This is a genomic window from Isoptericola sp. NPDC058082 (genome assembly GCF_042885055.1).
GTDB lineage: Bacteria > Actinomycetota > Actinomycetes > Actinomycetales > Cellulomonadaceae > Isoptericola.
The window spans coordinates 211,116-237,419 of sequence record NZ_JBHVSQ010000004.1; the positions used below are offsets into that span (position 1 = coordinate 211,116).

A 26,304-nucleotide genomic window follows, 5' to 3' on the forward strand; every position below is an offset into this window, starting at 1 on the left:
CCTGTGGTCCGCAGGCCGGCGCACTGTACGAGCACGACGCCGGTCCCGCACGACGAAAGGCTTGACGTGGCGAGGAGACGTCGCTTCTGGAACTACCCGCGCCCGCGCAAGGGCCCGGTGCAGCGCTGGCTGCCGTCCTGGCGCATCGTCGTCGGCACCCTGCTCACCGGGACGGCGCTGGGCGCCGGCTTGTTCGTGGCCGCGTGGAGCACGACGACGATCCCCAAGAACCTCGACGAGGTGAACAACCAGGCCACGACCGTCTACTGGTCGAGCGGCAAGCCGATCGGTCAGTTCGCCGAGCAGAAGCGGGAGCTCGTCAAGCTCGACGACCTGCCGGCGTACGTCGGGAACGCGGTCGTCGCGTCCGAGGACGACACGTTCTGGACCAACAACGGCATCGACGTCAAGGGCATCGCGCGCGCGGCGTACAACAACGTCACGGGCGGTGGCCGGCAGGGCGCGTCCACGCTGACGCAGCAGTACGTCGAGCGGTACTACCTCAACACCGAGGACTCGTACGCGGGCAAGGCCCGCGAGGCGATCATCGCGCTCAAGGTGGCGCAGAGCCAGCCCAAGCAGCAGGTGCTCGAGAGCTACCTCAACACCATCTACTGGGGCCGGAACACCTACGGCATCCAGGCCGCGTCGCAGGAGTTCTTCGGCAAGGACGCCAAGGACCTCACGCCGTCCGAGGCCGCGATGCTGTCGGGGATCATCCCGTCGCCCAACAACTGGGACCCGTCGGTCAACCCGGAGCGGGCCCAGGAGCGCTGGGAGCGCAGCATCAACCGGATGTACCAGCAGGGGTACATCACCAAGGACGAGCGGGCGAAGGCGGAGTTCCCGAAGTTCAAGAAGAAGAAGGAAGCCACCAACACCTGGGGCGGCCAGAAGGGCTACCTCATGGCCCAGGTGCGCAAGGAGCTCGTCAGGTCGGACAGCAACCCCGACGGCCCGCTCGAGTCCGAGCAGGAGCTGGAGACGCGCGGCCTCAAGATCACCACGACGATCGACCAGAAGCTGCAGAAGGCGGCCGTCGAGGTCGAGAAGACGCTGCACGAGGACGGCCAGTACGGCAAGGCGAACAAGAACGTGCGCATGTCGCTGGTGTCGATGGACCCGAAGACCGGCGCGGTGAAGGCGCTCTACGGCGGGCCCGACTACGTGAAGCAGTCGCTCAACACCGCCACGCAGGACGTCGTCCAGGCCGGCTCGACGTTCAAGCCGTTCACGCTCATGGCGGGGCTCGAGAACGACGTCACGCTCGAGGACCGGTTCGACGGTCAGTCGGGGAAGGTCTTCCCCGCGGCGAACAACGGCGAGGACTGGACGGTCCCCAACTTCGGTGGCGCCAACTACGGCGGCAGCATCGACCTCACCACGGCGACCGCGCACTCGGTCAACACCGCGTACGTGCAGCTCAACGAGGAGATCGGGCCGGAGAAGACGCGTGAGGTGGCCGAGCGCGCAGGGATCCGCAAGGACGAGAACTACCCGCTGACGGCGGGGCTGTCGAACGTGCTCGGCGTCGACTCCGTGCGACCGATCGACCTCGCGCGGGCCTACTCGACCATCGCGTCGGGCGGCTACCGCACGACGCCGCACATCGTGTCGAAGGTCGAGACGCTCGACGGCACGGTGCTCTACGAGGCCCCGCAGGAGCAGGAGAAGGAGTTCGACGCGGACGTCACCACGGCGGCCACCTACGCGATGACGAAGGTCGTCGAGGACCCGACCGGCTCCGGCCGGGTCGCGCAGGAGCTGGGCCGCCCCGTGGCGGGCAAGACCGGTACCTCGAACGACAACAAGTCGGCGTGGTTCGCGGGCTTCGTGCCGCAGCTCACGACCGTCGTCGGCCTGCGCCAGTACAAGACGCTCGACCTCGAGGCGGGCAAGATCGCCGGGCAGGACGACATCGACGGCTTCGGCGAGTGGCCGGAGATCACCGGCGGTACCTGGCCGGTGCGCGCGTGGACCGACTTCATGCAGGTCGCGACCGAGGGCATGGACGAGGAGAGCTTCCCCGAGTACGTGCCGGCGCAGCCGACCTTCTCGCCCTCGCCGACCCCGTCCGAGACGGAGGAGGAGACTGTCACCGTGCCGGACGTCACCGGCTGGGACATCGCGAAGGCCACCAGGGAGCTGGAGAAGCTGCAGCTCGTGGTGAGCACGAGGGCGCAGAACGGCGACGAGCGCAAGGGCACGGTGCTGCAGGTGTCCGGAGCGGGGCAGGAGGTACCCGTGGGCACGACCGTCACCCTCGTGGTCTCCACCGGCCAGCCGGACAAGCCCGAGCAGGTCGTGGTGCCGAACGTCGTCGGGCAGCCGCGGACCACGGCCGAGCAGATGATCTACGGCGACGCCCTTCAGCCGGCGGTGCGCGAGGAGTTCAGCGACCAGCCGGTCGGCATCGTGATCGACACGGACCCCGGCCAGGGCAGCAGCGTCGATCAGGGCTCGACCGTGACGCTGATCGTCTCGAAGGGTCCGGAGCCGGGCAACGGCGACAACGGGAACGGCAACGGGAACGGGAACGGGAACTCGCCGTCGCCCGACCCGACCGCCACGGACGACGGCGGCATCTTCGACGACCTGGAAGGCGCCGACAACTGACCGATTTCCGGGACACCCGCCCCGGCGGGTATCCTGGTCGACTGGCTGTGCCCACCACCCCGGACCGTTCCGGGATGGCGCGCGGCCGACGCACGCAAGAACCCTCCTGTCACGGAACGACCGTGACCGCTGAGACCAGAGGAGGTGGGTTGAACACATGCGTCAGTACGAGCTGATGGTGATCCTGGACCCGGAGGTCGAGGAGCGCACGGTGGCCCCGTCGCTGGACAAGTACCTGTCGGTCATCTCGACCGAGGGTGGTTCCGTCGACAAGGTCGACATCTGGGGCCGTCGCCGCATGGCGTACGAGATCTCCAAGCGTTCCGAGGGCATCTACGCCGTCGTCGACTTCACCTCGACGCCGGCCACCGCGAAGGAGCTGGACCGCCAGCTCGGCCTGAACGAGGCCGTGCTGCGGACCAAGATCCTGCGCACCGACGCCCGCTGAGACCTGAACCGAAACTCTGCCCCCGTCGCGGGCGGCGTCCCGGCCCAGCCTGTGGACGTCGACATCGTGGATGTCACAGCCCCGTGATGGGATCCCCTCACGACTCTCGGACGAACGAAGGAGCATGGCATGGCTGGTGAGACCGTCATCACGGTCGTCGGAAACCTGGTCGCGGACCCGGAGCTGCGCTTCACCCCGTCAGGGGCTGCCGTCGCCAACTTCCGCATCGCGTCCACGCCGCGCACGTTCGACCGCCAGACCAACGAGTGGAAGGACGGCGAAGCGCTGTTCCTGTCCTGCTCGGTCTGGCGCGAGGCCGCGGAGAACGTCGCCGAGTCGCTGACGAAGGGCATGCGCGTCGTCGTGCAGGGCCGTCTGACTCAGCGCTCGTACGAGACCCGCGAGGGGGAGAAGCGCACCGTCATGGAGCTGCAGGTCGACGAGGTCGGCCCGTCGCTGAGGTACGCCTCGGCGAAGGTCACCCGCGCCCAGCGTTCCGGTGGCGGTGGCGGCTTCGGCGGTGGCGGCGGCAACCAGGGGGGCGGCTACGGCGGCCCCCAGGGTGGCGGCCAGCCCGGCGGAGGCTTCGGTTCTTCCGGCGGCGGTCAGAGCAACGACCCGTGGGCCACGGCCGGTCCCGCCTCCTCCGGTGGCGGGTTCTCGGACGAGCCGCCGTTCTGATCGGCGCCAGTCCCCAGATCACCCGTCCTCCGACGCCGGCCCCGGCCGGCGCCTCGTGAGGACAGCACCTGTGAAGGAGCAACACCATGGCGAAGCCTGTGGTGCGCAAGCCCAAGAAGAAGGCCAACCCGCTCAAGACGGCCAAGATCGAGTCCGTCGACTACAAGGACACCGCGCTGCTGCGCAAGTTCATCTCCGACCGCGGCAAGATCCGCGCGCGTCGCGTGACCGGCGTCTCCGTCCAGGAGCAGCGCCAGATCGCCCGTGCGGTGAAGAACGCCCGTGAGATGGCGCTGCTGCCGTACTCGTCCTCGGCCCGCTGACCGGAAGGATCACTGAATCATGTCGAAGCTGATCCTGACCCACGAGGTCACCGGTCTCGGTGAGCCTGGCGACGTCGTCGAGGTGAAGGACGGGTACGCCCGGAACTTCCTCATCCCGCGCCGTCTGGCCACCCCCTGGACCAAGGGCGCCGAGTCCCAGGTCTCCGCGATCCGCAAGGCCCGCAAGGCCCGCGAGATCGCCACGCTGGACGAGGCCAAGGCGGTGGCCGACTCGCTCGCCGCCAAGACGGTCGTCGTCACGGCGCACGCCGGTGAGTCCGGCCGCCTGTTCGGCGCCGTCACCACCGGTGACATCGCCGACGCGGTCGTGGCCGCCGAGGGCCCGCAGGTCGACAAGCGCAAGATCGAGATCGGCCAGCCGATCAAGACGACCGGTGAGTACACCGTGTCGGTGCGCCTGCACCCCGAGGTCTCCGCGAAGATCGCCGTCAAGGTCGTCGCCGGCTGAACGCCTGACGCCTGACGCACGAAGGTCCCGGCCCCCGCGAGGGGACCGGGACCTTCGTCGTTCCTCCTGTCAGGCGATCAGGGCAGCGGCTTCAGGGCGACGTCGTAGACCGTGGTCTGCCCGGCCACGATCGGGGCGGTGCGGACGGCCGGGACGAACCCGTTCGCCGCGACGACGAGCTGGAGCGGCCCGTTGGCCTTGGGCATCCAGTACCCGTAGGTGCCGTCGGCCCCCGTGACGAGGGTCTTGTCGTACGCCTTCCCGTCGAGGTGCACGACGGCGCCGTCGAGCGGGCCGCCGCCGCCGGTCACCGTGCCGGTGACCTTGCCCCAGCCGGTCGGCGCCTTCACCGTCATCAGCGCCGCGACGGTGGGCGCCTCGTACGGGGTGTTCCCGGCCGCCGTGATCGTGGCCGAGTACGCCCCGGGCTGCTCGACCGCGGCGGTGAGGGTCACCGCGGCCTGCACGGACGCCCCCGGTGCGAGGGTGAGCTCGGGCGGCTGGACGTCCAGCCACTCGAGGCCGCCCCCGCCTCCCGACGTCTCGCCCGACACGTTCATGACGATGTGCATGCCGGGGTAGCCGATGTCGGCGGTGTCGGTCGGCTCCGGGATGGAGCAGGACTCCGACCGCAGGTACGACGGCGCCGTCTGGCCGGCGTCGTTGGACCCGATGAAGAACCAGCCGCCGGCCGGGACGTCGATCTCGACGACCAGCGTGCCGTCCTTCGGCACCTCGCCCTCGATTGGCACCGAGACGACCGTGCCGCCGGCGCTGGTGCCGGCCGTCGCCTCGGCGCTGCCGATCTTCGTCATGTTGGCGTAGGTCAGCGCCCCGTCCAGCGTGTACAGGTTCACGGTCAGCGGCTGCGCGACCCGGGCGGCCTCGACGGCGAACGACACGCTCTTCACGTCGAACGAGCCGTCGATGCCGAAGTCGCTCAGCGTGAACGTGCGCAGGTAGCCGTTGTCCTGGGTGGTCACCTGGTTGGTGCACGCCACCGAGTTGTTGGCCACGACGTCCTGCGACGCCGAGTGGGTCAGGGTCGTCTCGTCGAGGGGGACGGCCGACAGGTCGGGGGAGACGGTGCCCGCCTTCGCCCCGGACGTCGCCAGGCCGCCCTTCTTCCCTTCGGACGTGCCCAGCCCGGACCCGGCCGGTGTCGTCGACCTCGGCACGGTGGCGTCACCGGCGACGTGGCTGATCACCGCGCCGTCGCCGCCCTTCGCACCGAGCAGCTCGAAGCCGCCCTGGCCGGCGCCGAGGGAGACGTCCACCGGCTCCGTGCCGGTGTTCGTCACGCGGAACGCGCGGCTCGCGGTGGCGCCCATCCCGATCGAGGCGGAGACGCTCTCCTTGTTGACCTCGAGCCGGCCGGCGCCGAGCGCGACGTTCCGCGTCACGACCTGGCCGTCCTCCGTGAGGGCCGCGTTGCGGGTCGCGCCCGCGTACGCGTCCTTCGCGTAGGTGATGCCGTACCGCTCCAGCGGGAGCCGGGCCGCGTAGGCGCCGTCGGCGCCGGTGGTCACGACCGTCTCGTCGCCGTCGTCCTTCGACGTGATCGTGACGGTGGCGCCCTCGAGCGGCTCGTTCGTGTTCCCGTCGGTCACCGTGCCGGCCACGGAGCCCATGCCCGCGACGTCGTACGTGACGGACAGGCCGTCGGCGACGACCGGCGCGTTGTACGAGAACTGCGAGGCGACCGCGCCCGCCGCGTCCTCGATGCCGATCGTGGCGGAGTCGCCGCGCGCCGTGGTGGTGTCGGTGACGGAGCCGTAGCCGAGGGTGACCCGGCCGTCGGCGAGGAGGGTGGCGGAGAAGTTGACCCGGTCGGTCTCGGGCCGGTACTTGCGCACGTTGCGCCACTCGACGACGAACGCGTCGACGCCGTCCACCGTCGTCGTGGCGGTGTGGACGGACGACTCCGCATCGACGTTGAGGTCGTCCCAGAAGGGGTAGACCGCGGCGTTGGGCGCGGCCGCGCTCGGGAGCGCGCCGTTCGTCAGGCTCGTCGACGAGGTGAGGAAGTTCAGGAACCCGTTGGTCGACACGTACGCGGTGTCGTACGTCTCGCCGTAGAACGGGAAGCCGAACGGCAGGTCGACGGAAGCCGCCTTGTCGTCGCCGGTGAGCGCCAGCAGCGTGTCGCCCGTCGCGACCCCGGCGGTGCCGGTGGAGCAGTAGTACCCGTAGGAGTCGACCAGCCGCTTGAGGGTGGCGTCGACGGACTCGTCGCCGTCCACCACGACCTCCGTGCTGAACGGCGCCGCGCACGTGCCCGCCGAGACGCCCAGGGTGTAGGTGCCGTCAGGCACGCCCGAGATGGCGTACGTGCCGTCGGCCCCGGTCGTGACCGGGTCCAGCGGGCCGGAGAGGGTGACGACGGCGCCCGGGGTGGGCGACCCGTCCTTCTCGGTGACCGTGCCGGAGACGGTGCGGGTGGGTGCCCGCTCCAGCGTGATCGGCAGGGTGACGGTCTCGTCCACGGCGACGGCGACGTCGGCCGGCGCCGAGGCGAGGAACCCGAAGGCCCGCGCGCTCACGGCGTAGTCGCCCACGGCCAGCTCGGCGGTGAACGCGCCGTCGTCGCCGGTCGCGACGGTGCGGTCGCGGTCCCCGTCGAACGTCACCTCGGCGCCCGCGACGGGGGCGCCGTCGGCGGCGGTCACGGTGCCGGTGACGAGGCCGGTGTCGCCCACGGGCGCGGCGTCGAGCAGGGCCGTGACGTCGAGCTTGCCCTCGCCCCACACGTTGTTGTCCGCGGCGGTGCCGCCGCACGTCGTGTCGTCGACGTCGACCGCGGCGCCGTCGAGCAGGGCCTGCGTCTCCTCGATCTGGCCGACGAGGCTCGGTGCCGCGCTCCACAGCAGCGCGACCGCGCCCGCGAGGTGCGGGGCCGCCATCGACGTGCCGTTGTAGGAGGCGTAGCCGTCGCCCGGCACGGACGAGCGCACGTTGACGCCGGGGGCCGAGATGTTCGGCTTGGTCCCGCCGTTCTCCCCGGTGCCGCGCGACGAGAACGCCGCGATGGCGCCCGACGAGTCGAACGCGCCGACGGAGTACGTGGCCTCGTTGGCGCCCGGCGACGACGTGGACCGGCATCCCGGACCCTCGTTGCCCGCCGACCAGGTGCCGAAGATGCCGGCGGCCTCCCACGCGGCGATCTCCTCGGCCATGAAGTCGTCGATGGCGCCCGACGCGTCCAGGCCCCAGGAGTTGTTCACGACCTGGGGACGCTTGCTCGGGTCGGGGTCGCTGCCGTCCACCTTGGTGGGCGCGAGCACCCACTGCCCGGACTCGAGCAGGTCCGCGTCGGAGCAGGTGGAGCAGCCGTTGGCCGCGACCCAGTCCGCGCCGGGGGCGACGCCGATCTGGTTGCCGGCGCCGTCGTCGCCCACCATGGTGCCCATCGTGTGGCTGCCGTGGCCGTCGGTGTCGCAGGGGGAGCCACCGGCGCAGGCGTTCGACGAGTCGAACCAGTTGTAGTCGTTCACGATGCTGCCGTCGGCCTGCAGGCCGCGGTAGTGCGGTGCGAGCGCGGGGTGGTCGCCCTGCACGCCCGAGTCGATGTTGGCCACGGTGACGCCCTCGCCCGTGTACCCGAGGGCCCACGCGTCGTCGGCGTTGATGGCCTGCAGCCCCCACTCGACGGCCTGCGTGCCGCGGACGGGGGACTTGGTGCGCTCGACCGGCTCGACCAGGTCGAACTTCTGCGGCGCGGAGATCGCCTCGACCTCGGGGGACGCCGCGAGCGAGGTCGCGAGGGCTGCGTCGCCGTCGCGGACCAGGATGCGGTTGGAGATCCAGAAGGACTTGTGGTCGACGCCGGCGGCGTCGAGCTCCTTCACGAGGTCGGCCTGCGCGTCGCCCGCGACGGCGGTCAGGGTGTCGTAGACGTACTTCCCGCGGTCGTCCCAGTCGGCGATGTCCTTCGCCGCGCGCAGGTCGGCCGTGTCGGCGAGCTCGAGCCAGAAGTCGGCGGGGCCGGCGGCGAGGTCCTTCTCGACGGCGGTCCCGATCTTGTCCGCGGGGTCGGAGACGTCGACGGACGGGGCGAGCGGCGGGTCGTCGTCGGCGGCGAACGCCGGCGCGACCCCGACCGCGGACGTGGCGAGGAGGGCGACGGCCGCGCTCGTCGCGACCCACCCCCTCCTGCTGCCGGTCGACGTCCCCGTCGACTTGGTTCGCATCGATCTCGTGCGGATCGGTGAGTGCACGCTTCCTCCAGGTGAGGGAGCCCCCGGGTGCGGGGGCGTCGTGACGGGCGCCCGGTCGGGGCCCGCCCCCCAGCCCATCCGGCGATCCTCCGGCGGACAAGGACGGCCGGCGGCCAGTTTCCGGTCAACCCGGGGGCAGGTCCGGGTCGGTTCCGGGCGCCGTCGGCGGGCGGTTCGGTCTGAACTCTGATAGGCACCTGGGTAAACGATGTCCGCGACCCTGCCAGGAGCGCGCGTCGGACGGAGGACGGCAGATGCCCCCCAAGAACGTGGTCGAGCCGGTCGGCGGTTACGTGCTCTGCATCGGGCTGCCGCTGCAACGGGTGGGCGAGGTCGCCCGCCTGCTCCGCGGACGGGCGGCGGTGATCGCCACGGCGGACACCGACGGCGCGCGGACGCTCCTCGGCCAGCCCCCGCCCGCGGTGCTGCCCGACGACGAGGCCCCGCACACGCTCGAGGTGCACGCGCGCGCCCCCGCCGCACCGTCGGGCGAGATCCCGGTCGTCGCCGTCGCGGCGGCCGACGTCCGGGCGCGGCGGATCGTGCTCGGCGCGCTCGAGGTCGACCTCGCGGCCCGGGAGGTCACCGCGCGGGGCGTGCCGGTGCACCTGTCGATCCGGGAGTTCGACCTGCTGGTCGCGCTCGCGTCCGCGCCGGACCGCGTGTGGTCGTTCGCCGAGCTGACCAGCACCGTCTGGCGCACCGGCTACCTGGGTGACCCGGACCCGGTGGTCTCCGCCGTGAAGCGGCTGCGCAAGCGGCTGCGCGTGCTGCCGGAGCTCCGGGTGTCGTCCGTGCGCGGCATCGGCTACCGGCTCGTGGTGCCCTCGTGACGGCGCCGCGCCGCCGATGTCACACCGCGTTCACCGGACGGTCCGTCGGCGTCACGCGCCCGTGACCATCCAGCGGTCGCCGCGGGCGCGCAGGCCGGTCGTGAGGGCGCGGGCGAGCATGAACACGCCCGCGAACGCGCCCCACAGCCACGCCAGCCCGATCGCGCCGTCGGGCGCCCAGGCGCGGACCGCGAGGGCGAAGGGCACGTAGACGACGAGGGTCAGCATCCCCGCCCACGCGAGGAAGCGGCCGTCCCCGGCGCCGATGAGGACGCCGTCGAGCACGAAGACCCAGCCCGCCATCGGCATGAGCACGCCGGTGACGACCAGGCCCGCGGTGATCGCGACGCGCACGTCGTGGTCGGACGTGAACAGCGGAGCGATCCACCACCCGGAGACGGCGAACACGACGCCGATGGCGACGCCGGCGCCGACGCCCCACTGGAGCGAGCGGCGCAGCACGGCGCGCACCCGCCCGACGTCGCCCGCTCCGAGGCCGTGGCCCACCAGCGCCTGCCCGGCGATGGCGAGCGCGTCGAGGGCGAACGCCGCGAGCCCCCACAGGCTGTTGACGACCTGGTAGCCGGCCAGCGCCGTCGCGCCCAGGCTGGTCGCGACCGCGACGGTGAGCAGGATGGCGAGTCGCAGCGACGCCGTCCGGACGAACAGCGGCGCGCCGGCCCGGGCGTTGGCCCAGATGCCCGCGTGGTGCGGCCGCAGCGACGCGTGGTGGCGGCGGGCGCCGCGCACCACGACGACCGTGAGGACCGCTCCCATGCCGAGCTGGGTGGCGGCGGTGCCGATGGCCGAGCCCGCGATCCCGAGCCCAGCGCCGTACACCAGGACGACGGACAGGATGGCGTTCACGACGGCGCCCGTCGACGCCACCCACAGGGGGGTGCGCGTGTCCTGCAGGCCGCGCAGCACGCCCGTGGAGGCCAGGACCACGAGCATCCCCGGCAGGCCGAGCAGCGACCAGCGCAGGTAGGTGGCCGCGTAGCCCGCGATGTCCGCGCCGGCGCCCATCGCCCCGACCGCCCAGTGCGCCCCGACGGCGAGCACCGCGGCCAGCACGACGCCCAGCCCGAGGGCGAGCCACATGCCGTCGATGCCGGACTGCAGGGCGTCGCGGGTGCGGCCCGCGCCGACCAGGCGGGCGACGGCGGCCGTGGTGGCGTAGGCGAGGAACACGCACAGCCCGACCAGCGTGACGAGCAGCGTGGACGCGACGGACAGGCCGGCGAGCTGCGCGGTGCCGAGGTGCCCGACGACGGCGCTGTCGACGAGCACGAACAGCGGCTCGGCGACGAGGGCGCCCAGCGCGGGCAGTGCGAGGGCGAGGATGTCGCGGTCGATGCGGCGGCGGTCGCCCCTGTGGACAACCTTGTGGGCGGACGCGGCGGCCGGGTGACCCTCCGGCGGCGTCGGTGAAGGAGGGGTGGCGCCGGGGTGTCCGCCGTCTGGATCCGGGGTGCGGTGCACCTCACCCAACTTTTTTCTCCTCCACAGCCTGAGCGTAATGTCGTCGCAGGTCACGGGCCTGCCAAAAGTTGTACACAGCCGATATCCCCAGTTGTGCACATGCCTGTCCACCGCCCGTGCACAGCCTGAGGCGCATATCCACAGGCTCGTCCACACCTGAGTCCACACCGTCGATTGCGCACGGTCGCGGGCGCGCCTAGCGTCGTCCGCGGTGTCAGAGGGCCACGGTAGAACCTGGACCTGACAGCGGGAGTCGATGTCCGGTGACGGACCGGACGCCGGCGACGGCGGGGGAGCGGGGTGAGCATGTCGATCGAGGAGCTCGAGGCGGGATATCAGGGGGCGCCCGGCGCCACCTTCGACCGCACACCTCCTCAGGACGTCGCCGCCGAGATGAGCGTGCTGGGCGGCATGCTGCTCTCCAAGGACGCCATCGCCGACGTCGTCGAGCAGATCCGCGGCAACGACTTCTACCGCCCCGCGCACGAGGCGGTCTACGACGCCATCATCGACCTGTACGGCCGCGGCGAGCCCGCCGACGCCATCACGGTCGTCGCCGAGCTCACCAAGCGTGGCGAGCTCGCCCGCGTGGGCGGCGCCCCGTACATCCACGACCTCATGGCCGGCGTCCCCACCGCCGCCAACGCCGGCTACTACGCGCGCATCGTGCAGGAGCGCGCCGTGCTGCGCCGCCTCGTCGAGGCCGGCACCAAGATCGTGCAGCTCGGCTACGCCACCGACGGCGGCGACGTCGAGGGCATCGTCAACACCGCGCAGGCCGAGATCTACGCCGTCACCGAGCGCAAGACCTCCGAGGACTACCTGCCGCTCGCCGAGATCATCGGCGGCACCATGGACGAGATCGAGGCCGCCGGGAACCGCGGCGAGGGCATGGTCGGCGTCCCCACCGGCTTCGCCGATCTCGACCGGCTGACCAACGGTCTGCACCCCGGGCAGATGATCGTCATCGCCGCCCGGCCGGCCATGGGCAAGGCCCTGGCGCTCGACACCCCGCTGCCCACGCCGCACGGCTGGACGACCATGGGCGACGTTGCCGTGGGCGACGAGCTCATCGCGGCGGACGGGACACCCACGCGCGTCGTCCGAGCGACCGAGGTCATGACCGACCGACCCTGCTACGAGGTCGTCTTCGACGACGGCACCACCATCGTCGCCGACGCCCAGCACGAGTGGTCGACGAGCTTGTCCGGGAGCCCCGCCGACGCCACGATCCGGACCACGGAGAGCATCGTGACCTCGATGCGTTCCGGGGCTGCGCACACCGTCTCCCGACCCGGCGCCGCGTGGAAGATCGTCGATGTCGTCGCCGTCCGGTCGGTGCCCGTGCGGTGCGTCGAGATCGAGCACCCGTCGCACCTGTACCTCGCGAGCCGGGCGATGATCCCGACGCACAACTCGACCCTGGCCATCGACATCGCGCGGGCGGCGTCGATCAAGCACGGGCAGTCGTCCGTCGTCTTCTCGCTGGAGATGAGCCGCAACGAGATCACGATGCGTCTGCTGTCCGCGGAGGCGCGGGTCCACCTGCAGAAGCTGCGCAACGGCTCCATGGGCGAGGACGACTGGCAGAAGGTCGCCAAGGTGATGGGCCGGGTCTCCGAGGCGCCGATGTTCATCGACGACTCGCCGAACATGTCGCTCACCGAGATCCGCGCCAAGTGCCGGCGGCTCAAGCAGAAGCACGACCTGAAGCTCGTCGTGATCGACTACCTGCAGCTCATGACCTCCGGCAAGAAGGTCGAGTCCCGACAGCAGGAGGTCTCCGAGTTCTCCCGTGCGCTCAAGCTCCTGGCGAAGGAGATCGGCGTTCCGGTCATCGCGCTGTCGCAGCTGAACCGTGGTCCCGAGCAGCGGCAGGACAAGAAGCCTGCTATGTCTGACTTGCGTGAGTCAGGCTCGATCGAGCAGGACGCCGACATGGTGATCCTGCTGCACCGCGAGGACGCCTACGAGAAGGAGTCGCCGCGTGCCGGCGAGGCGGACCTGATCGTCGCCAAGCACCGTAACGGCCCGACGGACACCATCACCGTGGCGTTCCAGGGCCACTACTCGCGGTTCGTCGACATGCAGTCCTGACCGTATCCGCCGCCGTCATGTCGTGCCGCGTGGCCTTTCACCACAGGTCGCGCGCAGGGGGTGAGAGGCCGTCCTCCGCGACCATGGGCTCCGGGCCGTCCCGTGGTCGGAGTGTCGGGAGGAAGCCCAGGATCCGGTCTGGGGATAGGCCCGGAACAGCCCCGCCACCCGCCTCGCATCGCTCCAGAGGGCGTGACCTGGCCGGGTGGACGTGGCAGAACGGCAGGCTAATCCGATTCGCCGGGGATCGAGCCCGGGGGCGGGCCGGGGCTCTTCGGCTCGTCGAGGGCGTCGGTCGAGGAGTCCGGCGTCCCTCGACGAGTCGGCGGGCCGGGGCTCTTGGGCTCGTCGAGGGGCTCGTCCGAGCGACGTGTGACTGGGTCGGTGGGATTGCCGGGACTCGTCGGTGCGGCGGGTTCGGAGTCCTCTGAGCTGCTCACGATGTCTCCTTCGGTGGTGGAGTGCGAGCGACGCACTGACGTCGATCTTCGCGCGGGGGCGCCGTGGTCGCACGAGGTGGTGAAGTCGCGATCGACGTGGCCACCGTGCCTGCTGGTCGGGCGTCTCCCGGGGCATGATGCCCCGGTGGACTTCTCGCAGCCGCCGGTGGTGCGGGTCGCGCCGGACCCCGAGCACCCGCTTCCCGCGGGCGCGTGGCCGCGCACCGTCCCCGCCGTCGAGCAGGTGCTGCGCGACGGGCTGGAGCTCGCGCCGGGCGTGACGTTCCTGGTGGGGGAGAACGGCAGCGGCAAGTCGACGCTCGTGGAGGCGGTGGCGGTCGCCTACGGACTGTCTCCGGAGGGCGGCACGGCGTACGGCCGGCACTCGACCCGTGAGTCCGAGTCGCCGCTGCACCGGGCCGTCCGGCTGCAGCGCGGCGTCGGGTCGGGGCGGTGGGGCTTCTTCCTGCGCGCGGAGACGATGCACGGCTGGTACACGTTCCTCGAGGAGCACCCGGGGCCGAGGGACCCGGTGTTCCACGAGATGAGCCACGGCGAGTCCTTCCTCGCGGTCCTCGAGTCGCGGTTCGACGGGCCGGGCCTGTACTGCCTCGACGAGCCGGAGGCGGCGCTGAGCTTCTCCTCCACGCTGAGCCTCATGAGCGTGCTCGAGGACCTGGCCGGGCGCGGTGGCCAGATCCTCTGCGCGACGCACTCGCCCGTGCTGGCGGCGCTGCCCGGCGCGACGATCCTGGAGGTCGGGCCGTGGGGCCTGCGCCCGACGACGTGGGACGATCTCGAGCTGGTCCAGCACTGGCGCGCGTTCCTCGACGCGCCGGGCCGCTACCTGCGCCACCTGCTCGGCTGAGCGTCGCCGGCGCGCCGGGCCGGAGCAAGGGCGCGTCAGCGCGGCTGCCAGCCGCCGTCCTCCCGGACGGCGCGTCCGATCCGCCTGCTGATCTCCCGCAGCTGCCGGGTCTGCGGCGTCGTCAGTCGGTCCAGCACGAGCTGGTGGACGAGGCGCACGTGGCCGGGGGTCGCGTCCCGGACCTTCGCCCGTCCGGGCTCGGTGAGGACGGCCAGGGTGTAACGCCCGTCCGAGGGGTCGGGCGTGCGCCGCATCCATCCCTGCGTCTCCAGCCGCGAGGCTGCCCGCGAGAGCCGCGAGAGCGTGCTGTTCGCGTAGCCCGCCAGGACGCTCATCCGGAGGGTGTCGTCGGGTGCCTGGGCCAGGGCGTACAGCACGCCGTACTCGAAGTGGGACAGCTGTGCGTCGCGCTGGAGCTGGGCGTCCAGCGCGGGGGGCAGCCACTCCAGCACGGTCGCCAGGGCGGCCCAGGTCTCCAGCTCCTCGCCCGTGAGCTCCTCGGGGGCGGCGGCGCGCGTCTCAGGGTCCTGCATGACCGCCAGCGTACGGGTATCGGCCCGGCCAGCAGTAACTTGCTCAGGAAAGTCATCCCTGCCTAGTCTGCACTTGCCTGGGCAAGTGAACCAGGCGGACGACGACGGGAGGGCGGCAGGTGGACCTGGGGCTGGCAGGCAAGAGGGCGTTCGTGAGCGGGTCGACACAGGGCATCGGCTTCGCCGTGGCCGAGGCGCTGCTCACCGAACGGGCATCGGTGGTCGTCAACGGGCGGACCGAGGACGGCGTCGCGGCGGCGGTGCGAAGGCTGGAGGAGACGGTGCCCGGCGCGGCGGTCTCCGGGATCGCGGCAGACTTCGCGGAGCCCGACCAGGTCCTGCGGCTGAGCGAGACGCTGGGCGAGGTGGACGTCCTGGTGAACAACGTGGGCGTCTTCGACGTCCAGGCGTTCCAGGAGGTCCCCGACGACGCGTGGCAGCGGTACTTCGACATCAACGTCATGAGCGGCGTCCGCCTGTCCCGGCACGTGCTGCCCGGCATGCTGAGCCGTGGCTGGGGCCGCGTCGTCTTCGTGAGCAGCGAGTCCGGCGTGGACGTCCCCGCCGACATGACCCACTACGGGACGACGAAGGCCGGGGCGCTGGCCCTGGCCAACGGCCTGGCCAAGCTCACCCGAGGGACGGGCGTCACGGTCAACTCGGTCCTCGGCGGTCCGACGTACTCCGACGGCGTCGCCCGGGCCGTCGAGGACCTCTCTCGGGCCCAGGGCGTCCCCGCGGACCAGGTGAGGAGCGCGATCGAGGCGGCGAACCGGACGTCGCTCCTGCAGCGGTTCATCGAGCCGGCCGAGATCGCGCACCTCGTCGCCTACCTGGCGGGCACGGTCTCCTCGGCCACCAACGGCGCCGCCCTGCGCGCCGACGGAGGCGTCCTCACGACGACGCTCTGACGGACCGCTCGGTCCGCCGGGGCTGCGGTCGGCTCCCGCACGACCAGCCGGGTGGCGAGCTGGACGGGGTGAGAGTCCGGCCGTTGCCCGCGCGCCTGCTGCAGCACGGCGCGCAGGCGACGTGCACCGTCGCGGGGACGTCGGCGGCACTCCGGCCTTCGGACCGTCGTCGTGCCGGAGGGGGACGACCGGCGCACGGGCGTCCGACCACGGGCGGACGCCCGTGCCTCGCCACCACCCCTAGGTTCAGGACGTGCCCGACACGACACCGTCCCGCGACCGTGCGGTCGCCCCGTCGTCACCCCGCCCCGCCGGACCTGCGCCGACGCCGTCGACGCCTGCGCCGTGGGGACGGCCGTGGACGCGCGGCGCCGTCGTGCTCGTGGCGAGCCTGCTCCTCGGCGGCCTGACGTCGTTCGCGCAGGGCGTCCTGCCGGCTGCGGTCGTCCCGGTCGCGAACTCGGCGAGCGGCTGGACCCTGGTCTCCGCGGTCCTGGTCTACTGGTGGGCGGCGGCGACGGGGGCCCGCACGTGGCAGGCCGCGGTCCTGGGGGCCGCGAGCTTCGTCCTCCTCGTCCTGGGCTACACGTTCGCGGCGGACCTGCGCGGCCTCGTGTACCGGCCGTTGCTGTTCAGCGTGGTGGGGGTGGTCGTCGGCCCGTTCGTCGGGGTCGCCGCCGCATGGCTCCGCCGCCCGGGGACCCGCGCCGCGCTCGGCACGGCGCTGCTCGCGGGCGTCGGCGTCGGCGACGGGGTCTACGGCCTCACCACCGTCGCGGACACGACGGGCGCGACGTACTGGGTGGCGATCGGCGTCGTCGCGGTCGTCCTGCTCGCGAGCATGCTCGCGAGCAGCCTCCGCGGCGCGTTCGCCGTCGCGACGGCCGTCGCCGGCACCGTCGTGGTCGCGGCGCTGTTCGTCGTCGCCTTCCGCTCGCTCGGTGGGGCCGCCTGAGGCGCGACGGCTCCCGAAGCGGACTCTGCGCCCATGACACCGTGGCGGAGCGGCGAGTCCCGACCGGGCGAACTCCGCAGGGGCGCCGTCGCCCCGCCTACTCCTGCCAGGAGTTGCCCGTCTGGACCACGGCGAACGCCTCCGGGGAGTCGTTGCGGAGCGGGACCTGGCCGGCACGCAGCCCGTCGAGGCGGGTGCGGGTGATCCGGGCGGTCCCGGCGACCTCGCCCCGCACGGTGACGCCGTCGCCCGCGGGTCCCTCGATGGTGTTGCCGCGGAAGGTCAGGGCGTGGTGGTACCGGTCGACGAGGACGCCGGGCCCGAGCGAGCCGCGGAGCACGTTGTCGGTCATCCGGACGGTGCTCCGTGCGTCGGGGAACAGCGAGCCCGGCCCGGGCGAGCCGATCTGCACCCCGGCCCGGGAGCCGTTCCACCCGCCCCCGCCGCCCAGGACGTTGTGGTGCACGTGCACCGACTCCAGCGGGTTGCCGGTGTTGCCGAAGATCCCGATCTCCATGGCGTTGTTCGACGACACGCTGTCGACGAGGTTGTGGGCGACCTCGAGGTCGCTGCCGCCCGCGACGCGGATGCCGTTGGCCCACCAGACCGCGACCGCGGTGTTGTGGACGATCCGCACGCCCGTCACCTGGGGGCTGGAGCCCGCCGTGCCGGCGTCGGAGTACACCGCGAACCCGTCGTCGCCGGTGCCGCGCGCGAAGTTGTTGCGGACGGTGATGTCGTTGCCGCGCTTGTTCGGGTTCGACTCGTTGCTGTTGTTGACGTTGAAGCCGTCGCCGTAGCTGTCGGCGGTGCGGCAGTCCTGGATGGTCGCGTGGCTGCCCGAGAGCCAGTTGGCCTCGCCGTGCCGCGTCCACACCCGCTCGACGAGCCAGCCCTCGGCGCCCTCGGCGTTGATCGAGTAGTCGGCGCCGCCGCCCTCGAGGGGCTTGAAGACGGCGTTGGAGTCGATCTGCAGGTCGGTGAGGACCGTGCCGGAGCCGATGACCACCTTGGACCGCCACTTGGCCGGCGTCGGCAACGGGACGGCACGGTAGATCGTGGAGTGCCACATCCCGGCCCCGCGGACGGCCACCCCGGTGAGGTCGAGGGGGGTGGGCGCGAGGCTGTTGATCTTGTACGTGCCGGCCGGGACCCAGACGGTGCGGCCCTGCGTGCGTGCGTCGTCCACGGCGGCCTGTATCGCCACCGTCGAGTCCGCGCCGAAGTCCGGGTCGGCGCCGTAGTCCACGACCGACAGCGAGCCGGTGGGCCGTGGACGGGGCCCCGCGACGTCCTCCAGGTCGAGGCAGTCGAGGTGGTAGACGTCCGCCGTGTTGTCGGCGTCCTTGCGGAGGGTGAGGGTGCTGCCGGGGGCGATCGGCGCGCCCTCCACCCAGAACGGGAACTCGTTGTAGAAGTGCAGCGGGGGCCAGCCTGTGCGCGGGTCCTTGGACTTGGCGGTCGTGACGGGGTCGCGATAGATCCATGCCTGAGCGGAACTCAGCGTGAGCGACTGCCGGAACGTGCCGTCGACGTACAGGTTGAGCGTCGCCGTGATGCCTCCGCCCGTGGGGGCGTCGGGGATCGAGGCCCGCACGACGAGCGTGTTGGCGTGGATCCCGGTGGTGTTCGCCACGGTGACGGAGTCGCCCACGTCGCGCAGCTCGACGAGCGCGTAGCCGGACGCCTCGAGCTCGAGGGTGGCCGCCTTGCCGACCGTCGCGCCGGGGGCGAGGGACCGGACGCGGGCGTTCCCGCCCAGCCGGCCGTGCTCCGCGCCGATGGTCGCGAACGGGGTCCGTGCGCCGGCGCGGCTCGCGCCGGCGGACGCTCCCGGCGAGCCTGCCGACGCCGTCGGCGCGCCGAGGAGCGCGAAGCCGGCGGTGGCCGCGATCCCGCCGAGGACGGTGCGGCGACGCACCGTGGTCCGGGGTCGTGCGTGGTCGTTCGTCATCCGAATCTCCCTTGATCGTCGTGACAGGTCGCCAAGCAGGAAAATAAAACCATAGGTGTTAATAAGTCGCCCAGAGGGTGTCCCACGAGGTGGACGCCGCCCGGGGCGGGCGTGAGGACCCGGTCCCGGGCGGCGTCCGTGCTGGTCGGGCGTCCGTCAGATGCGCGGGGCGTCGGACAGGGGCACGGCCGCGGGTCGCTCGCAGGCGCTCGCGACGGAGACGGACGTCCCCTTCTCGACGGCGGTGAGCAGCGACGTCATGACGTCGAGCACGTGGTACGCCAGGTCGCCGTTCGCCCGGGCGGTGGCGCCGGGCGGGGTGGCGGCCAGGTCGGCGAGACCGTAGCCGCGGCCGGCGTCGCGATACCCGGCGCTCACGGGGAGGTCCTCCCACGTGCCGCCGAGCCGGTGCAGCTCGACGGTGCCGTCGAAGCCGTTGGGGTCCGGCACGACGAGCGAGCCCTGGTCCCCGTGCACCTCGATGCACGACGCGCGCGTCGCGACGGCGTCGAAGCTCATGACGAGCGTCGACAGGGCGCCGGACTCGTGCCGCAGCACGCCCGTGACGTGGGTGTCGACGTCGACCGGCACCTGATCGCCCTCGCGGGGCCCGGAGCCGATGGTGCGGGTGGCCCGCGCGCGGCTGGCGCTGCCGACCACGGACTCCACCGGGCCGAGTAGCGTGACCAGCGCGGTCACGTAGTACGGGCCCATGTCCAGCAGCGGGCCGCCACCGGGCTGGTAGTAGAAGTCCGGGTTCGGGTGCCAGCGCTCGTGGCCGGGGGTCACCATCGTCGCCGTCGCGGCGACGGGCGTGCCGACCAGGCCGTCGTCGATCGCCTTCCGCGCCGTCTGTACCCCCGTGCCCAGCACGGTGTCCGGCGCGCAGCCCACGCGCACGCCGGCGGCGCGGGCGGCGTCGACGATGGCGCGCGCGTCGTCGGTCGTGGCGGCGAGCGGCTTCTCGCCGTACACGTCCTTGCCCGCCGCGATCGCCTTGAGGGCGACCTCGGCGTGCGCGGCGGGGATCGTCAGGTTGAGCACGGCGTCGACCTCGGGGTCGGTGACGAGCTCGTCGACGGTGAGGGCGCGGACGCTCTGCTCGGCGGCGACGGCGGCCGCGCGATCGGCGTCGAGGTCCGCGACGGCGACGAGCCGCACCGCCCCGCTCCCCAGCGTCCCGAGCCGCTCGAACGTGCTCAGGTACTGGCCGGAGATCGCCCCGACGCCCACGATGCCGATCCTCAGCGGCTGGCCCACAGGATGCCCCTCTCGATGATGGTGCGGACGTTCGGGTCGTTCACGACGTCCAGGTTGTGCCCGGGCGTCGAGACGAAGACTCGGCCGTCGCCCCACTGCCGGGTCCACACGGCCGGGCAGGTCACGGGCCGGTGCCACGGGTGGTAGTCGGGCGCGGCGATCGTGGTGGTCGCCAGGACGTCGTTGTACTCGTCGCTGAGCACCCAGTACTGCTCGGTGGTGAGCTCGAAGTCGGCGATCCCGGCGACGATCGGGTGGTCGGCCTTCTCCGGCACGACGTCGACCGTGTACCGCACGAAGCAGTCCGTGCCGTCGCCCGGCAGCTCCTCGCGCGGCGCCTTGGCCGGGTGGGTGGCGAACTGCCCGCCGATCAGGTGCAGGTAGTCCGAGCTGTTGCGGTACGAGTCGGCGATCCCGCCGTGCCAGCCCGCGAGGCCGGTGCCCGCCCGGACCGCGGCGGTGAGGCCGCGCAGCTCGTCGTCGGCGATCGTGCTCATCGTGACGGTCTGCACCACGACGTCCACACCGGCCATGTAGTCGGCGTCGGCATAGACGGTGGTCTCGTCCTCGACGTGCACCTCGTAGCCCTGCCCGGTGAGGAACGGGACGAACGAGTCGGTGGTCTCCACCGGCTGGTGCCCGTCCCACCCGCCCCTCACGACCAGCGCTCGTCGCTGTCTGCGGTCTGTCATCTGCAACTCCCGTTGTTGCGCAACTTCATGGTGGCTCTCGACTGTGCCCGACGAGTCTTCCATGGGCGAAGTTCGCCCTTCAAGGGGTGAGAGACGATCCATCTGGGCCAAATAGTTGCGCAACTTCTGTGGGCGTCGCTAGAGTCCGGACGTGCCCGCCGACCGCCCCACCACGCTCGCCGACGTCGCCGCCGCCGCCGGGACCACCGTCCCCACGGTCTCCAAGGTGCTGCGCGGCCGCTCCGACGTCTCCGCCGCGACGCGCGCCCGCGTGATGGCCGCGGTCGACGACCTCGGCTACCGGGGCCGGGCGGGCCGGGGCGTCGCTCCGCGGGGGCAGCGGCCGCCGCTGGTGGACCTCGTGCTCAGCGGCGTCGACGGGACCTGGGCCAACCGTGCCCTGAGCGGCGTGGAGCAGGCGGCCACCGCGGCCGGCCTCGACATCGTCGTCTCGGTGGCCCGACCTCCGGACGACGCGTGGCTCACGCGGCTGCTCGCGCGGCACTCGCGCGGTGCCGTCGTCGCGCTCGTCGACACGACGCGCGAGCAGCTGGCCACGCTCACCGCGGCGCGCGTCCCCGTCGTCCTGCTCGACCCGGTGACCCAGCCGCCGCGGACCGTCGCGAGCGTCGGCGCCACCAACTGGGCCGGCGGCCGGGCGGCCGCCGAGCACCTGCTGGGCCTGGGCCACCGGCGGCTCGCGGTCCTCGCGGGCCGGCGCCGGCACCTGTACAGCCAGGCCCGCGTGGACGGCTTCCGCTCCGCGGCCGCCGAGGCGGGCGCCGAGCTGCCCGACGACCGCGTCGTGCACGGCGACTGGACGCGGGCCGGCAGCGCTGCGCTCGCGGGCGGGTTGCTCGCCGGCCGCGGCCGCCCGACCGCAGTCTTCGCCTGCTCGGACACGATGGCGCTCGGGGTGTACGACGCCGCGTCCGCCGCCGGTCTCCGGGTGCCGGAGGACCTCGCCGTCGTCGGCTTCGACGACCTTCCCGAGGGGGAGTGGGTCCACCCCGGCCTGACGACCGTGCGCCAGCCCATCGCGCAGATGGGCGCCGCCGCGCTGCGGATGCTGCTGCGCCTCGGCGACGAGCCCTCCGCGCAGCCGCCGACGGACGCGCCGCGCGAGGAGCTCGCCACCACGCTCGTCGTGCGCGGCTCGACGTCGACCCCGGACCGGTCGGCCGGGTAGGTCAGAACAGGCCGCCGTACCCCATCGCGACGAGGTTGTCGTGGGAGGTGCGCAGGCACTCCAGCGCGGTGCGGCCGTAGAACTCGTCCTGCTCCACGAGCAGGTACTCGGCCCCGACGTCCAGGCTGGTCTCGACGATCGACGGGAAGTCGAGGTTCCCCTCGCCCACCTCGGCGAACTGCACGATCTGCCGCAGCTCCTCCTGCCACGGCCCCTGGTCGCCGGCGTCGAGCGCCTCGTACACGGCGGGGGAGAGGTGCCCGATCCGGTAGTCCTTGAGGTGCACCATCGCGACCCGGCCCGCGTACCGGCGCAGCGTGCGCACGGGGTCCAGGCCGCCGCGCTGCACCCAGTGCACGTCGATCTCGAAGCCGACGAGCGGCGAGCGCTCGGCGACGACGTCGAGCAGGTGCCGCCCGTCGTACCTCGCGAAGTCGACGTGGTGGTTGTGGTAGTAGAGCCGGATGCCGTGCTCGGCCAGCGCGGCCGCGACGTCGTTGCACCGGTCGGCGAACTCCTCGACCCGCGCCGTCGTCGCCATCGCCGCGGCGGGGAGCATGCCGATGCGGATCATCCTGGCGCCGAGCATCTGCGCGTCGGCCACGAACGCGTCGAGATCCGTGCCCAGGGACGGCGCGCCCGGCGGGGCCGTGAGCCCGCCGGAGATCGACGCGATCTCCACGCCGAGGTCGTCGCGGACCTTGGCGAGCTCGGCGACGTTCTGCGGGCTCATCTCGACCGCGGAGATCTCCGCGGCCCGGTACCCGAGGTCGCGCACCTCGCGGAAGGTCTCGAGGATGCCGCGCTTCGCGAACTCGTCGCGCAGCATCATCGTCTGGACGCCGATCCTGGTCACCGGGGCTCCTTCGCCATGGGGTGGGGGGTGGGGTGGGGGGTGGGGTGGGTGCCGCGCACCGTGGCCGCGATCTCGAACCGGGCGGCGAGCTCTGCGCCGCCCGCGAGCACGAGCGGCCCGAGCGCGTCGTCGTCGGGGTCGTAGGGGCGGCACGCGGGCTCGAGCGCGACGGCGTCGACCGCGCCCCACCAGGGGAAGCCGGCGGTTGCGCGGTGCTCCTGCCACACGTGCACGTGGGGGAACAGGTCGGGGTCGAAGCGGAGCACGACGGCGACCCCGGCGGCGTCGTTGCGCAGCTCGACGTCGCCGCGCCCCTTGGCCCGCAGGGACTGGAAGCCGCCCGAGGGTTCACCGTCGCGCGGGAACGCGGCCTCGACCGGGTCGCCGCCGAGAGTCACGGTCGAGCCGGGGCCCGCGAGGGCGCCGCCGAACGCCGGGTGCTCCGTCCAGGTGAAGGCGACGGGCCGAGGCGCGTGGTTGGCGACGCGCTGCTCCACCTCGAGGCCGGCCGCGGTGGCGCGCACCGTGCGCCGCACGGTCAGCGGGACGGTGCGCAGCACGACCTCGAGCGTGCAGGAGCCGGCGTCGTGCGCCAGCACCCGCCACCGCCGCCACGCGGCCTCGCCGTGGAACGGGTGCTGCACCCCGTCGACGGTGCGGGCGTCGCCCGCGTGCGGCACGAGCGTGTGCCAACCGCCCGCGTACCGGCGGTGCCACTCCTCGTTCGAGCTCGCCGACGGGAACGCGCCCGACCAGTCCTCGTCCTCCCAGGGCAGCCGCAGCAGCAGCTCCGTGCCGGTGGGCGTGTGCACGAGGGACGCGACGCGCGCCCCGGTCGGGTCGACCTCGACGGCGTGCTCGCCGCCGGGGGAGCGCAGCCGCAGGCGTCCCGCTGTCGTCATGGCAGTCGTGGCGGCCGCCGTCACGAGATCGAGTACTGCCGCGTGCGCCGCACGGAAGGCGCGAACGAGGCGTGGAAGATCGTCGAGGCGGCGCCCACGGCGCCCGCCTCGTCCTGGACGAGGGACCGCTCGACGACGACGTGCCGCGCGTGGTGCGCCGTCGGGAGGCTGTTCACGGCGCGGTCGATGGTGTCCACGAGGAACGGCTGCAGCTCGGGCGCGAACGCCGGGCCGCCCACCACCAGCAGCGGCAGGTCGAGCAGGTCGATGAGCGCCACGGCGCCGAGGGCGATGACGTCCGCGATCTGCTGCGCGGCCGCGACGGCGGCGGGGTCGCCCGCGCCGACCTCCGCGCACATCTCCCGGAAGCTGCGCGCCGTGCCCGCGTACCCGAGCTCGCGGGCGATCTCGGGCAGTGCGACGGTCGGGTTGCACTCGCGGACGAGCTGCGGGCCGCCGTCCTCGTCGACGAGCCCGAGCCGGATCGCGCACAGCTGGCCGAACTCGCCGGCGTTCGCGCTGCCGCCCCGATAGGTCTCGCCGTTGAGGACGAGACCCGAGCCCATGCCGGTGCCCACGTAGAGGTAGACGAAGTCGCCGGCGCGCTCCGTCCGGCCGATCCACCGCTCGCCCACGGCGGCCGCCGCGCCGTCCTTCTCGAGGACGACGGGGCAGTCGAGCCGCTCCGCGAGCATGCTGCGCAGCGGCACGTTGCGCCAGGCGTGCGACAGGGGCAGGTCGAGCAGCTGGCCGTCGATCGTGATCGGCCCGGGCGCGGCGACGCCGACACCGAGGAACGTCGCGGCGTCGATCCCGGACGCGACCACGACGTCGTCGACGGCGTCCGCGACGATCTCCACGAGCGCCTCGGGCGCGACCTCGGCATCCAACGGGACCGTGCGACGCTCGAGCACCGCCCCGTCCAGGTCGGTCAGCACGACCGACACCAGCTCCGGGTCGACGAGCACGCCCGCCGCGTGCGCTGCCTCGGCCCGCAGCCGCACGGGGGTGCGCGGCTTGCCGAGTCGCTCGGTCCGCTCGGCGGCGCCCTCGGCGAGCAGGCCGCGCTCCAGCAGCCCGCGCAGGATCCGGGACACGGACTGCTGCGTGAGGCCGGTCTGCTGCGCGATCTCCGTCCGCGAGATGGTGCCCGCGATCCGGATGGTCTCGATGATCGTCGCCTCGTTGAAGGACCCGAGGTCGTACTGGTTGGCGCCCGGCTGGCTCCGGTCGCCCGCCGGCCGCGGGCGGCGCGAGGCGTAGGGCCGGACGTCGCCCTGGCGCTGCCTCGAACGGTCGGTCAGCTCGGTCACGGCGCCTCCAGCGCTCCGTCGGGTCGGCGGACGCCCGCGGCCCAGGCGTCGTGTCCGGAGAGCTCGGCGGGAAAACGGGCCGCCGCCTCCTCGTCGACGTCGATCCCCCAGCCCGGCGCGTCGTTCGGGACCAGCCAGCCGTCCTGGATCCGCAGGGTCCCCGGGAAGACCTCGTGGGTCGCCTCATTGTAGAGATGGCCCTCCTGGATGCCGAAGGCCGCGGAGGTCACGTCGAGGGCCACGTTGGCGGCCGCGCCGATCGGCGACGTGTCGCCCGGGCCGTGCCACGCCGTCTTCACCCCGCAGAGCTCGGCGAGGTCCGCGAGCTTGCGCGCCGGCGTCAGGCCGCCGATGTCGGAGACGTGCGAGCGGATGAAGTCCACCCCGCCGTCGCGCACGAGCCTGACGGCGTCCGTCAGGGACGTCGTGAGCTCGCCGACCGCGATCGGCACCGGGCTGGCGGCCCGCACCTCGGGCAGCCGGTCCCAGTGCTCGGGCGGCAGCACGTCCTCGAGGAAGTACGGGCGGAACGGCTCGACGGCGCGCGCCAGCCAGACGGCGTCCTTCGGGGTGAGGCGCGAGTGCACGTCGTGCAGCAGCTCGACGCGGTCGGGCAGAGCCTCGCGCACCGCCTCGAACAGGCCGGGCACGCGCCGCAGGTAGTCCCGCGCGCTCCAGCCGTTCGGGTACGGGGCGTCCGGGTACTCGGTCGGCACCGCGGGCGCGCCGTACCCGCCACCGCCCGGCGTCGAGAGCTGGATGCGCACGTGCCGCCACCCGGCCTCCACGAAGCCCTGCGCCTGCTCGACGACCTCCGCCGCCGTGCGCCCCGCCGCGTGGATGTAGGTGTCGGCCGCCGCGCGGACCTTCCCGCCCAGCAGCTCGTGCACCGGCATGCCCGCCCGCTTGCCGGCGATGTCCCACAGGGCCTGGTCGACGCCGGAGATCGCGTTGTTCGTCACCGGGCCCCCGCGCCAGTAGCCGGAGAACGCGGCGAGCCGGGTGAGGTCGCCGATGTCGCCGGGGTAGCGGCCCACGAGCAGCCGCGCCAGGTGCTCGTCGACGAACGTGCGCACCGCCTTCCAGCGCTGCGTGAACGTGGCGCAACCCAGGCCGTACAGGCCGGGCACGTTCGTGTCGATCCGCACCACGACCAGCGCCGTGCCCTCGGGGGCGGTCGTGATGGCGCGGACGGACGTGATCCGGATGTCCTCCCGGGGCGGCCAGGGGTTGGCGAAGGTGTCGAGCGGCAGGTCGTGCGGCAT

Annotated in this window: 21 protein-coding genes; 11 read left to right on the forward strand and 10 right to left on the reverse strand. The window is 72.8% G+C overall.

Annotation, left to right across the window (positions count from 1 at the left end):
- Positions 1–66: 66 nt before the first annotated feature.
- From ACFVS0_RS07880 to rplI, 5 genes are all read left to right on the forward strand, one after another.
- Positions 67–2,616 carry a transglycosylase domain-containing protein gene (locus ACFVS0_RS07880; protein WP_430587630.1) on the forward strand — a complete coding sequence of 850 codons (2,550 nt, stop codon included), beginning with the start codon at positions 67–69 and terminating at the stop codon, positions 2,614–2,616.
- 157 nt (positions 2,617–2,773) lie between these two features.
- Positions 2,774–3,064 carry a 30S ribosomal protein S6 gene (gene rpsF, locus ACFVS0_RS07885; RefSeq protein ID WP_430549392.1) on the forward strand — a complete coding sequence of 97 codons (291 nt, stop codon included), beginning with the start codon at positions 2,774–2,776 and terminating at the stop codon, positions 3,062–3,064.
- A 129-nt stretch (positions 3,065–3,193) separates the two neighbouring features.
- Entirely contained in the window at positions 3,194–3,745 is a 552-nt protein-coding gene (locus ACFVS0_RS07890; RefSeq protein ID WP_430549391.1) for a single-stranded DNA-binding protein, read from the forward strand.
- Positions 3,746–3,831: 86 nt separating this feature from the next.
- Positions 3,832–4,068 (forward strand): 30S ribosomal protein S18, encoded by a 237-nt coding sequence (rpsR, locus tag ACFVS0_RS07895; protein ID WP_100422261.1) that lies wholly within the window; start codon positions 3,832–3,834, stop codon positions 4,066–4,068.
- 19 nt (positions 4,069–4,087) lie between these two features.
- Positions 4,088–4,537, forward strand: coding sequence for a 50S ribosomal protein L9 (rplI, locus tag ACFVS0_RS07900; protein WP_429731013.1), 450 nt, complete (start codon positions 4,088–4,090; stop codon positions 4,535–4,537).
- Positions 4,538–4,614: 77 nt separating this feature from the next.
- Here rplI and ACFVS0_RS07905 read toward each other — a convergent pair whose 3' ends face one another.
- Positions 4,615–8,727 (reverse strand): carboxypeptidase regulatory-like domain-containing protein, encoded by a 4,113-nt coding sequence (locus ACFVS0_RS07905; protein WP_430587631.1) that lies wholly within the window; start codon positions 8,725–8,727, stop codon positions 4,615–4,617.
- A gap of 281 nt (positions 8,728–9,008) precedes the next feature.
- On the opposite strand from ACFVS0_RS07905, the gene ACFVS0_RS07910 reads away from it, so the two are divergent.
- Positions 9,009–9,587, forward strand: a complete 579-nt coding sequence (locus tag ACFVS0_RS07910) for a winged helix-turn-helix domain-containing protein (protein ID WP_430562106.1) — start codon at positions 9,009–9,011, stop codon at positions 9,585–9,587.
- A gap of 51 nt (positions 9,588–9,638) precedes the next feature.
- Here ACFVS0_RS07910 and ACFVS0_RS07915 read toward each other — a convergent pair whose 3' ends face one another.
- Positions 9,639–10,943 (reverse strand): MATE family efflux transporter, encoded by a 1,305-nt coding sequence (locus ACFVS0_RS07915; RefSeq protein WP_430562213.1) that lies wholly within the window; start codon positions 10,941–10,943, stop codon positions 9,639–9,641.
- 432 nt (positions 10,944–11,375) lie between these two features.
- Here ACFVS0_RS07915 and dnaB point away from each other — a divergent pair, with 432 nt between their 5' ends.
- Together dnaB and ACFVS0_RS07925 are read left to right on the forward strand one after the other, a co-directional pair.
- Positions 11,376–13,166 carry a replicative DNA helicase gene (gene dnaB, locus ACFVS0_RS07920; protein ID WP_430549388.1) on the forward strand — a complete coding sequence of 597 codons (1,791 nt, stop codon included), beginning with the start codon at positions 11,376–11,378 and terminating at the stop codon, positions 13,164–13,166.
- A 585-nt stretch (positions 13,167–13,751) separates the two neighbouring features.
- The gene (locus ACFVS0_RS07925) at positions 13,752–14,474 is read left to right on the forward strand and encodes an AAA family ATPase (protein WP_430584452.1); all 723 of its coding nucleotides are present in this window, start codon (positions 13,752–13,754) and stop codon (positions 14,472–14,474) included.
- Between the two features lie 35 nt (positions 14,475–14,509).
- Here ACFVS0_RS07925 and ACFVS0_RS07930 read toward each other — a convergent pair whose 3' ends face one another.
- The gene (locus tag ACFVS0_RS07930) at positions 14,510–15,007 is read right to left on the reverse strand and encodes a MarR family winged helix-turn-helix transcriptional regulator (RefSeq protein WP_430562108.1); all 498 of its coding nucleotides are present in this window, start codon (positions 15,005–15,007) and stop codon (positions 14,510–14,512) included.
- A gap of 152 nt (positions 15,008–15,159) precedes the next feature.
- Between ACFVS0_RS07930 and ACFVS0_RS07935 the strand changes: the two genes are divergently transcribed.
- Positions 15,160–15,918, forward strand: coding sequence for an SDR family NAD(P)-dependent oxidoreductase (locus ACFVS0_RS07935; RefSeq protein ID WP_430587632.1), 759 nt, complete (start codon positions 15,160–15,162; stop codon positions 15,916–15,918).
- 253 nt (positions 15,919–16,171) lie between these two features.
- Entirely contained in the window at positions 16,172–16,873 is a 702-nt protein-coding gene (locus ACFVS0_RS07940; protein WP_430587633.1) for a DUF6518 family protein, read from the forward strand.
- Positions 16,874–16,970: 97 nt separating this feature from the next.
- Here the strand turns inward: ACFVS0_RS07940 and ACFVS0_RS07945 are convergent, their stop codons facing one another.
- The 3 genes from ACFVS0_RS07945 to ACFVS0_RS07955 form a co-directional block, all read right to left on the reverse strand.
- Positions 16,971–18,827 (reverse strand): glycosyl hydrolase family 28-related protein, encoded by a 1,857-nt coding sequence (locus ACFVS0_RS07945; RefSeq protein ID WP_430587634.1) that lies wholly within the window; start codon positions 18,825–18,827, stop codon positions 16,971–16,973.
- 156 nt (positions 18,828–18,983) lie between these two features.
- Positions 18,984–20,087, reverse strand: coding sequence for a Gfo/Idh/MocA family protein (locus tag ACFVS0_RS07950; protein ID WP_430587635.1), 1,104 nt, complete (start codon positions 20,085–20,087; stop codon positions 18,984–18,986).
- Positions 20,072–20,779 carry a ThuA domain-containing protein gene (locus ACFVS0_RS07955; RefSeq protein ID WP_430562113.1) on the reverse strand — a complete coding sequence of 236 codons (708 nt, stop codon included), beginning with the start codon at positions 20,777–20,779 and terminating at the stop codon, positions 20,072–20,074. The genes ACFVS0_RS07950 and ACFVS0_RS07955 overlap by 16 nt, the downstream gene beginning before the upstream one ends.
- Before the next feature lie 151 nt (positions 20,780–20,930).
- Here ACFVS0_RS07955 and ACFVS0_RS07960 point away from each other — a divergent pair, with 151 nt between their 5' ends.
- Positions 20,931–21,968 (forward strand): LacI family DNA-binding transcriptional regulator, encoded by a 1,038-nt coding sequence (locus tag ACFVS0_RS07960; protein WP_430587636.1) that lies wholly within the window; start codon positions 20,931–20,933, stop codon positions 21,966–21,968.
- 1 nt (position 21,969) lies between these two features.
- Here the strand turns inward: ACFVS0_RS07960 and ACFVS0_RS07965 are convergent, their stop codons facing one another.
- Genes ACFVS0_RS07965 through ACFVS0_RS07980 form a run of 4 tightly spaced genes read right to left on the reverse strand, consistent with a single transcriptional unit; the run spans position 21,970 to position 26,304 of the window.
- Positions 21,970–22,824: a sugar phosphate isomerase/epimerase family protein gene (locus tag ACFVS0_RS07965; RefSeq protein ID WP_430587637.1), complete on the reverse strand. Its 855-nt coding sequence runs from the start codon at positions 22,822–22,824 to the stop codon at positions 21,970–21,972.
- The gene (locus ACFVS0_RS07970) at positions 22,821–23,726 is read right to left on the reverse strand and encodes a hypothetical protein (protein WP_430587638.1); all 906 of its coding nucleotides are present in this window, start codon (positions 23,724–23,726) and stop codon (positions 22,821–22,823) included. The genes ACFVS0_RS07965 and ACFVS0_RS07970 overlap by 4 nt, the downstream gene beginning before the upstream one ends.
- 20 nt (positions 23,727–23,746) lie before the next feature.
- Positions 23,747–25,039 carry an ROK family protein gene (locus ACFVS0_RS07975; RefSeq protein ID WP_430562117.1) on the reverse strand — a complete coding sequence of 431 codons (1,293 nt, stop codon included), beginning with the start codon at positions 25,037–25,039 and terminating at the stop codon, positions 23,747–23,749.
- On the reverse strand, positions 25,036–26,304 hold the full coding sequence (locus ACFVS0_RS07980) for an enolase C-terminal domain-like protein (protein ID WP_430587639.1): 1,269 nt from the start codon (positions 26,302–26,304) through the stop codon (positions 25,036–25,038). Before ACFVS0_RS07980 ends, ACFVS0_RS07975 begins: the two co-directional genes overlap by 4 nt.

Bases quoted from the DNA above. Each gene is read 5' to 3' on its own strand.
- rpsF (WP_430549392.1), top strand. From the start codon at position 2,774: ATGCGTCAGTACGAGCTGATGGTGATCCTGGACCCGGAGGTCGAGGAG.
- ACFVS0_RS07890 (WP_430549391.1), top strand. From the start codon at position 3,194: ATGGCTGGTGAGACCGTCATCACGGTCGTCGGAAACCTGGTCGCGGAC.
- rpsR (WP_100422261.1), top strand. From the start codon at position 3,832: ATGGCGAAGCCTGTGGTGCGCAAGCCCAAGAAGAAGGCCAACCCGCTC.
- rplI (WP_429731013.1), top strand. From the start codon at position 4,088: ATGTCGAAGCTGATCCTGACCCACGAGGTCACCGGTCTCGGTGAGCCT.
- ACFVS0_RS07905 (WP_430587631.1), bottom strand. From the start codon at position 8,727: ATGCGAACCAAGTCGACGGGGACGTCGACCGGCAGCAGGAGGGGGTGG.
- ACFVS0_RS07910 (WP_430562106.1), top strand. From the start codon at position 9,009: ATGCCCCCCAAGAACGTGGTCGAGCCGGTCGGCGGTTACGTGCTCTGC.
- dnaB (WP_430549388.1), top strand. From the start codon at position 11,376: ATGTCGATCGAGGAGCTCGAGGCGGGATATCAGGGGGCGCCCGGCGCC.
- ACFVS0_RS07930 (WP_430562108.1), bottom strand. From the start codon at position 15,007: ATGCAGGACCCTGAGACGCGCGCCGCCGCCCCCGAGGAGCTCACGGGC.
- ACFVS0_RS07945 (WP_430587634.1), bottom strand. From the start codon at position 18,827: ATGACGAACGACCACGCACGACCCCGGACCACGGTGCGTCGCCGCACC.
- ACFVS0_RS07955 (WP_430562113.1), bottom strand. From the start codon at position 20,779: ATGACAGACCGCAGACAGCGACGAGCGCTGGTCGTGAGGGGCGGGTGG.
- ACFVS0_RS07970 (WP_430587638.1), bottom strand. From the start codon at position 23,726: ATGACGACAGCGGGACGCCTGCGGCTGCGCTCCCCCGGCGGCGAGCAC.
- ACFVS0_RS07980 (WP_430587639.1), bottom strand. From the start codon at position 26,304: ATGCCGCACGACCTGCCGCTCGACACCTTCGCCAACCCCTGGCCGCCC.